Origin of the sequence: Bradyrhizobium shewense (assembly GCF_900094605.1) — a bacterium.
In the GTDB taxonomy this organism is placed as follows: domain Bacteria; phylum Pseudomonadota; class Alphaproteobacteria; order Rhizobiales; family Xanthobacteraceae; genus Bradyrhizobium; species Bradyrhizobium shewense.
In genome coordinates, this window is record NZ_FMAI01000001.1 from 551,009 (window position 1) to 564,791 (window position 13,783).

Genomic DNA, 13,783 nt, shown 5'->3' on the forward strand with positions numbered 1-13,783 from the left:
CTCCTATTCCGCCGGCTGCAGCACGCCCGGGCGCGCCCGCTCGACCTCGTCGAGCGGAAGGTCCAGCACCTCCTCGAACTCGACGATGTTGTCGATCTCCGTGCCCATCGCGATGTTGGTGACGCGTTCGAGGATGAACTCGACCACCACGGGCACGCGGTGCTTGGCCATCAGCTCACGGGCGGTCGCGAATGCAGCCTGCGTGTCCTTCGGATCGGTGACGCGGATCGCCTTGCACCCGAGGCCTTCGGCGACCGCGACGTGGTCGACGCCGTAGACGCCGATCTCGGGCGCGTTGATGTTCTCGAAGGAGAGCTGGACGTGATAGTCCATCTCGAAGCCGCGCTGGGCCTGGCGGATCAAGCCGAGATAAGAATTGTTCACGACGACGTGGATGTAGGGCAGATTGAACTGCGCCCCGACCGCGAGCTCCTCGATCAGGAACTGGAAGTCGTAGTCGCCGGAGAGCGCGACGATGTCGCGATCCGGGCACGCGGCACGCACGCCGAGCGCGGCGGGCAGCGTCCAGCCGAGCGGACCCGCCTGCCCGGCATTGATCCAGTTGCGCGGCTTGTAGACGCCGAGGAACTGGGCGCCGGCGATCTGCGACAGGCCGATCACGGTGACGTAGCAGGTGTCGCGACCAAAGGCCTTGGTCATCTCCTCATAGACGCGCTGCGGCTTGATCGGGACGTTATCGAAATGGCTCTTGCGCAGCATCGTCTTCTTGCGATCGCGGCAGGAAGCGGGCCACGCCTGGCGCTCGCGCAGCTTGCCTGACCGGCGCCACTCCCTGGCGACGGTGACGAACAGCTCGAGCGCGGCCTTGGCGTCCGAGACGATGCCGAGATCGGGATTGAACACGCGCCCGATCTGGGTTGGCTCGATGTCGACATGCACGAAGGTGCGGCCCTTGGTGTAGGTCTCGACCGAGCCGGTGTGGCGGTTGGCCCAGCGGTTGCCGATGCCGAGCACGAAGTCGGATTCGAGCATTGTGGCGTTGCCGTAGCGGTGGCTGGTCTGAAGGCCGACCATGCCCGCCATCAGCACGTGATCGTCGGGGATCGCGCCCCACCCCATCAGCGTCGGCACCACAGGCACGTTGGCGATCTCGGCGAATTCGACCAGGAGGTCGGAAGCATCGGCATTGATGATGCCGCCCCCCGCAACGATCAGCGGCCGCTCGGCGGCGTTGAGCATCTCCAGCGCCTTCTCGACCTGCTTGCGCGTCGCTGTGGGCTTGTAGACCGGCAGCGGCTCATAGGTCTCATCGTCGAACTCGATCTCGGCCAGCTGCACGTCGAGCGGCATGTCGATCAGCACCGGCCCCGGCCGGCCCGAGCGCATGACATGAAACGCCTGGCTGAACACGCGCGGCACCAGCGCCGGCTCGCGCACGGTCACCGCCCATTTGGTCACAGGCTTTGCGATCGACTCGATGTCGACAGCCTGAAAGTCTTCCTTGTAGAGCCGCGCCCGCGGCGCCTGCCCGGTGATGCAGAGGATCGGAATGGAATCGGCGATCGCCGAGTAGAGGCCGGTGATCATGTCGGTGCCCGCCGGCCCCGAGGTTCCGATGCAGACGCCGATATTGCCGGCCTTCGCCCGCGTATAGCCCTCGGCCATGTGCGAGGCGCCCTCGACGTGGCGCGCCAGGATGTGCCGGATCGAGCCGCGCTTCTTCAGCGCCGAGTAAAGCGGATTGATCGCGGCCCCGGGAACGCCGAAGGCGGTGGAGATGCCTTCCTTCTCCAGAATTCGCACGGCAGCATCGATAGCTCGCATCTTCGCCATATCGGACCTCGCTCAAGTTGCGTCAGCGAGCGAGATCATCGGGTGCGCAGAAGCCGATCTCAACGAGATCGATTTTATTTTCCACGATGCGGCAGCCGCGGAAAAATCGTGGGCGTCTCAAGCGGTTAGATCGAGAGTCGCGTGAAAGCGGATCACTCGAACAGCGGCGCCAGTTCCATCTGCGGCACCAGCACGAGGCCCTTGTCGGTGATGCGAATTTCCGGAATGACCGATAGGGGAATCAAATTGAAGCCCATGTAGGGAATGGTGCAGCCGGCCTCGGCCCATTCCTTCTTCAACGCCTTGACCTCTTCGGCCACCTCCGTGACGCGCTTGTCAGAGAGAAGCCCCGCGATCGGTAGCGGAACCAGCGCCCTTACCTTGCCATCGGCGACGACGCAGACGCCGCCCTGCTGGTCCTTGATGGCAGCGATCGCGACTTGCATATCGGGCTCGTTGGTGCCGGCGACGATGATGTTGTGGCTGTCGTGCCCGACGCTGGAAGCGACCGCGCCGCGCTTCAGACCAAAATCCTTGAGCAGGCCATGGGCAACATTGCCGGCGGATTTGCCGTGGCGCTCGACGACGGTGACGAAACACAGACCGTAGCGCGTGAACAGCGACGGCCAATCCTTTCCTGGCTCGATCGCGACCTTCTCATGGATCAGCGTGATGCCCGGCAACGCCGTCTTGATCGCATTGACGGTGCAGGCCTTCGCCGGCAGATCCGGCGTCAGCTTGACCTTCTCCGGCAGCTTCACCGTCGCATAGGCCGCCTTGGGATATTGATAGCGCTGCGACAGCGCCTGATCGAGCAGCCCGGTGATCTTGCGGCTCTCGACCACGAGCTCGCCGCCATACCAGGTGCATTGCGGCTTGAGCTGGTCGTCCATCAGGACGAGATCGGCGCGGCGGCCGCCGCCGAGGCCACCGATGTCGCCATCCATGCCGAAGCGCGTGGCGCCATGCAGCGAGCCCATCGACCAGGCCTGCTCCGGCGACATCCCGGCCTTCACGGCTTCGCGCACCACCCAGTCGAGACCGAACATCAGGAGATCGTCGGCGTCGCGGTCATCGGTGCACACGGCCGTGCGCTTGTGCGAGGCGCCGAGCTCGGTGACGGTGCGGATCGCCTGCGGCAGCGAGTGCCAGGGCGTGGTCGGCGGGCCGCCACGCAGGAACACCCACACGCCGGCGTCGAGCAGATCGTCGGCGATGTCGCGGTCGATCGCCTCATGGGTGTCGGTGACGCCTGACGCCGCATAGGCCGCGACGAATTCACGGCCGTAAACATGGCCGGACACGGGACGACCACGCTTCAAGGCAGCCGCAAGGATGGCGTGGCTGCGCTCGTCGCCCATCGTGACCGGAACAAAATCCATCTTCTCACCCAGCCCCACGGCTTCGGGCCAGCGGTCGAACAGGCCGGCGATCTTGTCCGGTGTGAGGTCGCCGCCGGCCGTTTCCAATTCAGCCGACGTTGCCGGCACCGTGCTCGGCACCGTCAAAAAGATCGAGAGCGGCGCCTCGCGTGCGTCCTCCAGCATGGCCTCGACGCCGGCGACGTCCATGACATTTCCGATCTCATGGCTGTCGCAGAAGATCGTCGTGGTGCCGTTGAGCAGCGCAGCTTCCGCGTAGGCACAGGCCGTCACCATCGAGGATTCGATGTGGATGTGCGGATCGACCAGCCCCGGCGCGACGATGCCGCCGGCGGCATCGTAGAGCGGCACGTTGGGCCAAAGTTTCTTCGCCGCGCCCGATGGCTTCACTGCCGCGATGCGACCGCCGGTGATCCAGACCTCCCGACCAGGATGAATGCGCTCCGAATAGGTCGAGAGCACCCGCGCTCCGGTAATGACCAGATCTGGCGCGAGGCGCGCAGAAGCGACGTCGGCCAGGCGCCGGGTCATCGCATGCAGCGGGGCGACGGTGAAGCGGGTGAGTTTGGTCATCGGGACCCTCGCGCGGCGTTACGGCCCAGCGATGGTTACGCCCTGCACCAAACCGGGCAAGTGCAAATATGACGGCACGCCCTGCTTACGCCTTAGGCGCCGCGCCGCCTGCCCCCGACCTGGCAGGCCGGCGCGGGTTCCGCGTTCTTGCCGGCGGTGCAGCAATGGGCTTGACCCGAATCCGCATCGACCGGCCCTTCGGCTCATCGATCTCGAACGAATTCGTCTTCCGCACGAGGTCGCTCAGCTTGCGGAAGCCGTAGGTCCTCGGATCAAAATCGGAAGCGAGATTGGCGAGCTGCCGTCCGACTTCACCGAGCGCGACCCAGCCGTCCTCGCTCTCCATCTGGGTGATGACCTTCTTGATGATGGGCGTGGCGGCATCGGGCGGCTGAAGCGGCGCTGAGCGTGAGGATGCGTCCTGGGTGGTCGCAGTGCCGGCAAGCAGGTTCTCCGTGTAGACGAATCTGCGACAGGCCTGCCGGAAGCTTTCGGGCGTCTTCTGCTCGCCAAAGCCAAAGACATCGATGCCCTGCTCCCGGATGCGGGCGGCCAGACGGGTAAAGTCGCTGTCGGATGACACCAGGCAAAAGCCGTCGAACCGGCCGCTGTGAAGCAGGTCCATGGCGTCGATGACCAGCGTGATGTCTGATGCATTCTTTCCGGTCGTGTAGGCGAATTGCTGCTGCGGGATGATGGCGTGTTTCGACAGAATGTCGGACCATCCCTTGGACCGCGCATTGGAGAAGTCGCCGTAGATGCGGCGAACGCTGGCCTCGCCGATCTTGGCAATCTCCTCGAACAGTCCGTCCGCGATTTTTGCCGACGCATTGTCGGCATCGATCAGGACGGCGAGACGGGGCGAGCGAAGTTCTGACGGCATGGCATGTCCCTACGGATGGACGCAGCATCGAAAATGCATGCGCCGGGATGACTAATCCTCGGTCGCTTTGAACCGCCCGAGCCCCTTCAGCACAAAGGGCGCCAGCAGCGCGATCAGCGCCAGCGCCAGCAGCGTCGCCGAGATCGGGCTCTGCAACAGCGTCATGGGATCGCCGAGGCTGATCGCGAGCGCCCTGCGCAACTGGCTCTCGGCGATCGGACCGAGGATCAGGCCGACCACGACGGGCGCGATCGGAAAATCGAACCGGCGCATCAGGAAGCCGAGCACGCCGAAGCCGGCCAGCATCGACAACTCGACCACTGACGGCTTTGCGGCGATGGTGCCCATGGTCGCGAACACGAGGACGCCTGCATAGAGCCACGGCTGCGGGATCGCGAGCAACCGCACCCAGAGGCCGACCAGCGGCAGGTTCAGCACCAGCAGCATGCAATTGGCGATGAACAGGCTGGCGATCAGACCCCACACGAGGTCGGGCCGCTCGGCAAACAGCAGCGGTCCCGGGTTGAGGCCGTATTGCTGGAAGCCCGCCAGCATCATCGCGGCCGTCGCCGAGGTCGGCAATCCCAGCGTCAGCAGCGGCACCAGCGTGCCGGCGGCGGAGGCGTTGTTGGCGGCTTCCGGCCCCGCGACACCTTCGATCGCGCCCTTGCCGAACTCTTCGGGGTGTTTCGTCAGCCGCTTCTCGGTCGAATAGGACAGGAAGGTTGGGATCTCCGCACCGCCGGCCGGCAACGCGCCGATCGGAAAGCCGAACATCGTGCCGCGCAGCCACGGCTTCCACGAACGCTTCCAGTCCTCCCTGGTCATCCACAGCGAGCCGCGCACCGGCTCGAGCTTCTCCTCGCTGTGGTGGCGTCGCGACGCGACATAGAGCGCCTCGCCTACCGCGAACAGGCCGACAGCAAGCGTCGTCACCTCGACGCCGTCGAGCAATTCAGGGACGCCGAACGCCAACCGCGCTTGGCCGGTCAGCTTGTCGATGCCGACGAGACCGAGCGTCAGGCCGATGAACAGGCTGGTCAGGCCGCGGATCGGAGAATCCCCGAAGGTCGCCGATACCGTGACGAAGGCGACGCACATCAGCGCGAAATAGTCCTCCGGGCCAAAGCGCACAGCGAAATCGACCAGCCAGGGCGCGAGGAAGGCCAGACCGATGGTGGCGATGGTTCCGGCAACAAAGGAGCCGATCGCGGATGTCGCAAGCGCTGGTCCGCCGCGGCCGGCCTTGGCCATCTTGTTGCCTTCGAGCGCGGTCGCCATCGAGGCGCTCTCGCCGGGCGTGTTAATCAGGATCGCGGTGGTGGAGCCGCCATACATGCCGCCATAATAGATGCCGGCGAACATGATCAGCGAACCGCCGGGGTCGAGCTTGTAGGTGACGGGCAGCAGCAGCGCGACCGTCAACGCGGGGCCGATGCCGGGCAGCACGCCCACGGCGGTGCCGAGGAACACGCCGATCAGCGCGTAAAGCAGATTCATCGGCTGGACGGCGACCGCCATGCCGTGGGCCAACGCGGCAAAGGTGTCCATCACAGCAGTCGCTCCAGCGGGCCGGCCGGAAGGCTGAGCGTGAGCAGCCGGTCGAACGCGAGATAGATGAGGGTCGACATCACGAGAGCGATGATGCTGTCGACGAGCATGGCACGGCGCCCGAACGCGGCCGACGTCGTCACGAACAGCGCCGACGTCGCCAGGATGAAGCCGCCGCCAAATCCGATGATGGCAATCAGCAGCGCAAGGCCGACCAGGATCAAGACCACCGGCACGGGATCGGCGCTCTCGCGCGCCGGCAAATTGCCGCGCAGCGCGTCGATGAAATTGCCGATCGCAAGCAGCGCAAGGCCGCTGGCAACCACGACCGGCATCGCCTCCGGCCCCATGCCGTACATCGCGGTGGATGACAGGCCGCGTGCGTCGAAGACCAGCACCGCGGCGAGGCCAGCGAGCAGTGCAGCGATGACGATGCCGGCGCGATCGACGCGCCGCGGCGGCTGAGCCGGATCGCCTGAGGTCATGACTTGACCAGGCCGACCGATTTCAGCACGTCGGTGACCCGCACGGTTTCCTTCTTCAGGAAGTCGGCGAAGGCGTCACCGCCGAGATAGGCGTCTTCCCAGCCCTTCTGCTTGAGGATCTCCTTCCAGGCGTCCGACTTCACCATCTTCTCGACCGCATCGCTCAAGGTCTTGCGCTGCTCCGGCGTGATGCCGGGGGGCGCCACCACCGACCGCCAGTTGGCGATCACGAGGTCGATGCCCTGCTCCTTGAAGGTCGGGATGTCGCTGCCCGGGATGCGCTCCTCCGAGGTCACGCCGAGCGCGCGCAGCTTGCCGGACTTGATCTGCCCTTCATATTCGCTGAGGCCCGAGATGCCCGCGGTGACCTTGCCGCCGAGGATCGCCGCCAGCGACTCGCCGCCGCCGGAGAACGGGATGTAGTTGATCTTCTTGGCGTCGGCACCGACCGCGCCGGCGAATAACGCCGCCATCACATGGTCGACGCCGCCGGCCGAGCCGCCGGCGAAAGTCACCTTGGCGATATCGGCCTTCACCGCGGCGGCCAGATCCTGCGCAGTCTTGATCGGCGAATTCGCGGGAACCACGATCACCTGGATTTCCTCGGTGAGGCGCGCGATCGGCGTCACCTGCTCGAGCGTGACCGGCGACTTGTTCATGGCGAGCGCGCCCACCATGACGAAGCCGTTGACCATCAGCTGGTTGCCGTCACCCTTGGCACCATTGACGAACTGCGCGATGCCGACGCTGCCGCCGGCGCCGGGAACGTTGGTGACCTGCACGCTGCGCGCGACGCCCGCGGCCACCAGCGCCTGCTGCATGGAGCGCGCGGTCTGGTCCCAGCCCCCGCCCGGGGCCGCCGGCGCCATCAGTTTGAGCTCGAGTTGCTGGGCAGGGGACGGCGTCGCTGCAGCAAGGGTCAGCGCGACGGCTGCGCCGGCAAGGCGCGCGGAAAATTGAAACATGGGGACGCTCTCCAAGCTCATGCGGACGTTTGCCGCATTGTGTCGTTTGGTCGCATATCAGCCAAAACGGCCGATGCTGTCCAGCGACAGTGCCCGGGTTCCCCAGTTAGCGCGGCGCGGGCATCACCCCGCCGAGCGCGACCGTCAGCTCGCCGGCGACGTCGCGCACGATTTGGCCGATTTCCGGCAGCCTGTCGTCGGTCAGGCGGCTGGTCATGCCCGAGACGGAAATCGCCGCGAGCGGCTCGGCGCAATCATTGTAGACCACTGCGGCAATACAGCGCAGCCCCATGCAGGCCTCCTCATCGTCGAGCGCAAAACCCTGCTTGCGGATTTTTTCGAGCTCCTTGAACAGGTCGCTCGGCCGCACGATCGACTTCTCGGTCAACCGGGGCATGCCGTGATGGCGGATGACGGCGCCGACGTCCTCATCGGAATAGGTTGCGAGCACGGCCTTGCCGACGCCCGACGTCACCATGGGAACGCGGCCGCCGACCTGGGTCAGCGAACGCATGATCTCGCGGCTTTCCATGCGGGTCAGCACGATGATGAACTCGTCGTCGACCACGGCGAGATTGGCGGTCTCGCGGGTGAGATCGCGCAGCTTGCGCAAGTAAGGAATCGCCTGTGTGGAGAAATTGCGCCGCCGCGCAAAGCTCGCGCCCACCGTGAACGCGCGCGAGCCGACATGCCATTTTGATTGCGTGCGGTCGAACTGCACGAAGCGGCGGCTCTCCAGCGTTGCGAGCAGGCGATGCACCGTGGAAGCCGACAGGCCGGTGCGCACCGCGAGATCGCTGAGGCGATAGCCTTCGTCGTCCTCGGCCAGCGTTTCGAGGATCGACAGCGCGCGATCGACGGACTGCACGCCGCCGTCGCGCGTGTCGTTATCGGCCTCCGATGCCGATCGAGGCTCGAGCGATTTGCGCCGGATCACGTTCTTGCTCATCGCGACCTGCCGCTTATGCATCCGTCATTCCGGGATGGTGCGCCGGGACTGCGCGCAGCGCGGGCCTGGCGTACCAGACCCGGAATCTCGAGATCCCGGGTTCGACGCTCCGGGCCGCGCTTGCGCGGTCCCGTCGCATCGCCCCGGGATGACAGGAGAGGTAACGCTCAGAGCAGCCCTGCCCCGCGCGCCCACTTATACTTGGCGCCGAGGACCTCGACTGGCAGCTCGGTCGAGTAGGCGTAGGCCGGGATGCCGTTCTGGTAGAGATATTCGGCGGCTTCCTCGACCTCGACGTCGCCGGCGAGCGAGGCGACGATCGGCTTCACGAAGCCTTTCGCCTCCATCTCCTTCTTCACCTCGACCATGTTGCGGGCGAAGACCATCGGCGGCGTGACGATGGTGTGCCAGTAGCCGAGGATCAGCGAATGGATGCGCTCATCGGAGAGGCCGAGCTTCACCGTGTTGACGTAGGTGATCGGCGGCTCGCCACCGGTGATATCCACAGGATTTCCGGCAGCCCCGAACGGCGGGATGAACTTGCGGAAGGCCGCATCCAGATCCGCCGGCATCGACATCAGCGACAGGCCGTTGTCGACGCAGGAGTCCGACAGCAGCACGCCGGAGCCACCCGCACCAGTGATGATCAGCACGTTCTCGCCCTTCGGCGTCGGCAGCACCGGCACACCGCGGGCGAATTCGAGCAGTTGCCGCAAGCTACGAGCGCGGATCACGCCGGACTGCGCCAGGACGTCCTCGTAGATCTTGTCGTTACCGGCGAGCGCGCCGGTGTGCGACGAGGCCGCCTTGGCGCCCGCAGAGGTGCGGCCGGCCTTGAGCACGACAACCGGCTTCTTCTTGGAGACGCGTTTTGCGGCTTCCGCAAAGGCGCGGCCGTCCTTCAGGTCTTCGCAATGCTGCGCGATGATCGCCGTGTTCGGATCCTGCTCGAAGAAGGCGAGCAGATCGTCCTCGTCGATATCGGATTTGTTGCCGAGGCCGACGATCGCCGACACGCCCATTTTCGCCGAGCGCGAGAAGCCGATGATCGCCATTCCGATGCCGCCGGATTGCGACGACAGCGCCGCCGAGCCCTTGACGTCGTAGGCCGTGCAGAAGGTCGCGCAGAGATTGGCGGGCGTATAGTAGAAGCCGTAGATGTTCGGCCCCATCAGGCGGATGTCGTATTTCTTGCCGACCTCGACGATCTCGGCCTGCAGTTCCGGCGCGCCGGCCTCCGCAAAGCCCGACGGAATCAGCACCGCGCCCGGGATTTTCTTCTCGCCGCATTCGGTCAGCGCGGCCGCCACGAACTTCGCGGGGATCGCGAACACCGCCGTGTCGATCACGCCAGGCACGTCCTTGACGCTCTTATAGGCCTTGTAGCCGAGGATCTCGGTGGCTTTGGGATGAATCGGATAGATGTCGCCCTTGTAGCCGCCGTTGATGAGGTTCTTCATCACGGAGTTGCCGATCTTGCCGTCCTCGGCGGAGGCGCCGACCACGGCGACCGCCTTCGGCTGCATGATGCGGCTCATCGCCGCGACGATCTCCTCGGTCGGGCGCGGCTTCGGCTTCGGCACATAGGCGAAGTCGACGACGATGCGCACGTCGGCGGCGGTCGCGCCCTTCGCCGTCGCGAACACCGGGTTGAGGTCGAGCTCGACGATTTCAGGGAAATCGGTGACGAGCTGCGAGACCTTGACGATGACATCGGCGAGGGCGTTGCGGTTGACCGGCTCGCCGCCGCGCACGCCCTTCAGGATCTCATGCGCCTGGATGCCGTCGAGCATCGAGAGCGCGTCTTCCTTGGTCGCGGGCGCGAGGCGGAAGGTGATGTCCTTGAGCACCTCGACCAGCACGCCGCCGAGGCCGAAGGCGACCAGCTTGCCGAACGAACCGTCGGTGATCGAGCCGACGATGACTTCGGTGCCGCCGGCCAGCATCTGCTGCACCTGGACGCCGTCGATCTTGGCGTCGGCCTTGTACTTCCTGGCGTTGCCGAGAATGGTCTCGTAGGCCTTTTCGGCATCTTCGGCGGTCTTGAGGCCGACGATGACGCCGCCGGCTTCGGTCTTGTGGAGAATGTCCGGCGAGACGATCTTCATCACGACCGGGAAGCCCATCGACGAGGCCATCTTGCCGGCCTCGCCCGCCGACTTCGCCACGCCCTCCTTCGGCACCGGAATGCCATAGGCGTCGCAGACCAGCTTGCCTTCCGGGGCCGTCAGGCTGGTGCGGTTGTCCGCCTTGACCTGGTCAAGCACCTTGCGGACGGCTTCTTTGGAATTGGACATGTGGCTTCTCCCTTGACCTCAGTTCGTTCTTTTCAAAGCGCGCGCGTGGTTTTGCGGCTGCCCGTGATGCTTGCCATTCGCCGCGCTCTGCTCCATTCCGCGGAACGGAGCGGCATAAAGCGCCAGACTACTCCGCCGCCGTGGATCAAAAATGGCTGGCGATGGCATTTGGTATGCCAGAAGCCAACTTGTCAAGCTGCAGCATTGCTTAGAACGCCGCAAAAAATAGCCAGCTTGACATTCTGGCATGTGGTATGCCAAAAACTTTCCCGTTAATAATCCTGTAAAAGACGACTCCCACTGGAGGAGATTCGTCGTGTCACTGCGGAAACCAACCAAGGCGTTGCCGAACATGGCCGAGGCAGATATCGCAATCGTTCGTATTGCCCCGGAGAGCAGCTTCAAGAACAAGGCGTATGACGCCTTGAAGGAAGCCATCCTCAGGATGGACATCTATTCGACGCCCGAGCCGGTGATGCTCGACGAGCGCGCGCTGTCCGAACGTCTGGGTGTCAGCCGCACCCCGATCCGCGAAGCGATCGCAATGCTCGAGCAGGACGGCTTCGTGAAGACGGTGCCGCGCCGCGGCATCATGGTGGTGCGCCGGACCAAGAGCGAGATCGTCGACATGATCCGCGCCTGGGCAGCGCTGGAGAGCATGGCCGCGCGCCTCATCACCACCACTGCGCGCAAGAAGGACATCACGGCGCTGCGTGACTACTTCAAGGATTTCGGCAAGGACCGCCTGCCCGAGGATCACGTCGAGGAATATTCGCGCGCCAATATCGCCTTTCATCAGGCGCTGATCTCGCTGTCGGAATCGCCGGTGCTGGTCGATCTCACCAACGACCTGCTGCTGCACGTGCGCGGCTATCGCCAGCTGACCATCGGACGCAAGGACCGCACTGCGACCTCGCTGCCCGAGCATCTCGGCATGATCGAAGCACTGGAGGCGCGCGACACCGAGCTCGCCGAGAAGCGTGCCCGCGACCACACTCTCGGCCTTGCCGCTTACGTCGAAGCGCACGGCCAGGAACTGTTTACTTAACCAAGCAACGTTCACCAGAAGGGCGAACAATTCGCCCCACTATCTGAGACCAGGGAGACAAGGCCCATGCTGAATACCGCGACCAAGTCCGAGGCACCGGGCACCGAGCAGGAGCTGACGGATGGCTTCCATCTCGTCATCGACGCGCTCAAGCTGAACGGCATCACCACCATCTATAATGTGCCGGGCATCCCGATCACGGATTTGGGCCGCATGGCGCAGGCCGAGGGCATTCGCATGATCTCATTCCGCCACGAGCAGAATGCCGGTTATGCGGCGGGCATCGCCGGCTACCTCACCAAGAAGCCCGGCATCTGCCTCACCGTCTCCGCGCCCGGCTTCCTCAATGGCCTCACCGCGCTCGCCCACGCCACCACCAACTGCTATCCGATGATCCTGATCTCGGGCTCATCCGAGCGCGAGATCGTCGACCTCCAGCAGGGCGACTATGAGGAAATGGACCAGCTCGCGATCGCAAAACCGCTGTGCAAGACGGCCTATCGCGTGCTGCACGCGCAGGACATCGGCATCGGCCTGGCCCGCGCCATCCGCGCTGCTGTCTCGGGCCGTCCGGGCGGCGTCTATCTCGACCTGCCGGCCAAGCTGTTCGGCCAGGTGATGAACGCCGATGCCGGCCAGAAGTCGCTGGTCAAGGTGATTGATGCTGCGCCCGCGCAGATCCCCTCGCCCGCTTCCATCAAGCGTGCGCTCGACGTGCTCAAGGGCGCCAAGCGTCCGCTCATCATCCTCGGCAAGGGCGCGGCCTACGCGCAGGCCGACGAGGAGATCAAGACCTTCGTCGAGAAGAGCGGCATCCCCTTCCTGCCGATGAGCATGGCCAAGGGCCTCCTCTCCGACACGCATCCGCAATGCGCAGGTGCTGCCCGCTCGACGGTGCTGAAAGAGTCCGATGTCGTGCTGCTGATCGGCGCGCGGCTGAACTGGCTGCTCTCGCACGGCAAGGGCAAGAACTGGGGCGAAGCGCCCAAGAAGTTCATCCAGGTCGATATCGAGCCGCGCGAGATGGACTCCAACGTCGAGATCGTCGCGCCCGTCGTCGGCGACATCGGCTCGGTCGTCTCCGCCTTCAACCAGGCGATGGCTTCGGGCTGGACCGCACCGCCTGCCGAATGGACCAAGGCGATCTCGTCCAAGCGCGAAGAGAACGTCGCCAAGATGGCGCCGAAGCTCATGAACAACAAATCGCCGATGGACTATCACGGCGCGCTCGGCGTGCTGAAGAACGTCATCAAGGAGCATCCGGAGGCGATCCTCGTCAACGAAGGTGCCAACACGCTCGATCTCGCCCGCGGCGTCATCGACATGTACCGGCCGCGCAAGCGTCTCGACGTCGGCACCTGGGGCGTGATGGGCATCGGCATGGGCCAGGCGATCGCGGCCGCACTCGAGACCGGTCACCCCGTGCTCGCGGTGGAAGGCGACTCGGCTTTCGGCTTCTCCGGCATGGAGGTCGAGACCATCTGCCGCTACAACCTGCCGATCTGCGTCGTCATCTTCAACAATGACGGCATCTATCGCGGCACCGACGTCAACGGCGCCAACGCCGATCCCGCGACGACGGTATTCGTCAAGGGCGCGCGCTACGACAAGATGATGGAAGCCTTCGGCGGCGTCGGCGTGAACGCGACCTCGCCGGACGAGCTCAAGCGCGCCGTCAACGAAGCCATGAAGTCCGGCAAGCCGACGCTCATCAACGCGGTGATCGATCCGGCCGCGGGCTCGGAGAGCGGCCGCATCGGCAATCTCAATCCGCAGAGCGTTCTGCAGAAGAAGAAGTAAGTCCCCCCTCAACCCTTTATTCCCTGCGGTTAGCGGGGGCAGACACAGAGTACGGA

Annotated in this window: 10 protein-coding genes; 2 read left to right on the plus strand and 8 right to left on the minus strand. The window is 64.9% G+C overall.

Annotated features, from left to right (window positions below):
- Positions 1-3: 3 nt before the first annotated feature.
- The 8 genes from gcl to GA0061098_RS02385 form a co-directional block, all read right to left on the minus strand.
- Positions 4-1,794, minus strand: coding sequence for a glyoxylate carboligase (gcl, locus tag GA0061098_RS02350; protein WP_091953005.1), 1,791 nt, complete (start codon positions 1,792-1,794; stop codon positions 4-6).
- A 152-nt stretch (positions 1,795-1,946) separates the two neighbouring features.
- Positions 1,947-3,749, minus strand: a complete 1,803-nt coding sequence (locus GA0061098_RS02355; protein WP_091953008.1) for an adenine deaminase — start codon at positions 3,747-3,749, stop codon at positions 1,947-1,949.
- 85 nt (positions 3,750-3,834) lie between these two features.
- A complete protein-coding gene (locus tag GA0061098_RS02360; protein ID WP_091953011.1) occupies positions 3,835-4,632 on the minus strand; it encodes an NYN domain-containing protein in 798 nt (265 codons plus the stop codon).
- Between the two features lie 51 nt (positions 4,633-4,683).
- A complete protein-coding gene (locus tag GA0061098_RS02365) occupies positions 4,684-6,183 on the minus strand; it encodes a tripartite tricarboxylate transporter permease (RefSeq protein ID WP_091953013.1) in 1,500 nt (499 codons plus the stop codon).
- Positions 6,183-6,668 carry a tripartite tricarboxylate transporter TctB family protein gene (locus GA0061098_RS02370; RefSeq protein ID WP_091953016.1) on the minus strand — a complete coding sequence of 162 codons (486 nt, stop codon included), beginning with the start codon at positions 6,666-6,668 and terminating at the stop codon, positions 6,183-6,185. Before GA0061098_RS02370 ends, GA0061098_RS02365 begins: the two co-directional genes overlap by 1 nt.
- Positions 6,665-7,633, minus strand: coding sequence for a Bug family tripartite tricarboxylate transporter substrate binding protein (locus GA0061098_RS02375; protein ID WP_091953019.1), 969 nt, complete (start codon positions 7,631-7,633; stop codon positions 6,665-6,667). The genes GA0061098_RS02370 and GA0061098_RS02375 overlap by 4 nt, the downstream gene beginning before the upstream one ends.
- A 106-nt stretch (positions 7,634-7,739) precedes the next feature.
- On the minus strand, positions 7,740-8,582 hold the full coding sequence (locus GA0061098_RS02380; protein ID WP_165637147.1) for an IclR family transcriptional regulator: 843 nt from the start codon (positions 8,580-8,582) through the stop codon (positions 7,740-7,742).
- Positions 8,583-8,749: 167 nt separating this feature from the next.
- On the minus strand, positions 8,750-10,879 hold the full coding sequence (locus GA0061098_RS02385) for an acetate--CoA ligase family protein (RefSeq protein ID WP_091953023.1): 2,130 nt from the start codon (positions 10,877-10,879) through the stop codon (positions 8,750-8,752).
- Between the two features lie 352 nt (positions 10,880-11,231).
- Between GA0061098_RS02385 and GA0061098_RS02390 the strand changes: the two genes are divergently transcribed.
- Together GA0061098_RS02390 and oxc are read left to right on the plus strand one after the other, a co-directional pair.
- Positions 11,232-11,927, plus strand: a complete 696-nt coding sequence (locus tag GA0061098_RS02390) for a GntR family transcriptional regulator (protein WP_161966556.1) — start codon at positions 11,232-11,234, stop codon at positions 11,925-11,927.
- A gap of 66 nt (positions 11,928-11,993) precedes the next feature.
- Positions 11,994-13,727 (plus strand): oxalyl-CoA decarboxylase, encoded by a 1,734-nt coding sequence (gene oxc / locus GA0061098_RS02395; protein WP_091953025.1) that lies wholly within the window; start codon positions 11,994-11,996, stop codon positions 13,725-13,727.
- The last annotated feature ends 56 nt before the right edge of the window (positions 13,728-13,783 follow it).

Excerpts from the sequence above, each read along its gene's own strand:
- gcl (WP_091953005.1), bottom strand. The coding sequence starts at position 1,794 with ATGGCGAAGATGCGAGCTATCGATGCTGCCGTGCGAATTCTGGAGAAG.
- GA0061098_RS02355 (WP_091953008.1), bottom strand. The coding sequence starts at position 3,749 with ATGACCAAACTCACCCGCTTCACCGTCGCCCCGCTGCATGCGATGACC.
- GA0061098_RS02360 (WP_091953011.1), bottom strand. The coding sequence starts at position 4,632 with ATGCCGTCAGAACTTCGCTCGCCCCGTCTCGCCGTCCTGATCGATGCC.
- GA0061098_RS02365 (WP_091953013.1), bottom strand. The coding sequence starts at position 6,183 with ATGGACACCTTTGCCGCGTTGGCCCACGGCATGGCGGTCGCCGTCCAG.
- GA0061098_RS02370 (WP_091953016.1), bottom strand. The coding sequence starts at position 6,668 with ATGACCTCAGGCGATCCGGCTCAGCCGCCGCGGCGCGTCGATCGCGCC.
- GA0061098_RS02375 (WP_091953019.1), bottom strand. The coding sequence starts at position 7,633 with ATGTTTCAATTTTCCGCGCGCCTTGCCGGCGCAGCCGTCGCGCTGACC.
- GA0061098_RS02380 (WP_165637147.1), bottom strand. The coding sequence starts at position 8,582 with ATGAGCAAGAACGTGATCCGGCGCAAATCGCTCGAGCCTCGATCGGCA.
- GA0061098_RS02385 (WP_091953023.1), bottom strand. The coding sequence starts at position 10,879 with ATGTCCAATTCCAAAGAAGCCGTCCGCAAGGTGCTTGACCAGGTCAAG.
- GA0061098_RS02390 (WP_161966556.1), top strand. The coding sequence starts at position 11,232 with ATGGCCGAGGCAGATATCGCAATCGTTCGTATTGCCCCGGAGAGCAGC.
- oxc (WP_091953025.1), top strand. The coding sequence starts at position 11,994 with ATGCTGAATACCGCGACCAAGTCCGAGGCACCGGGCACCGAGCAGGAG.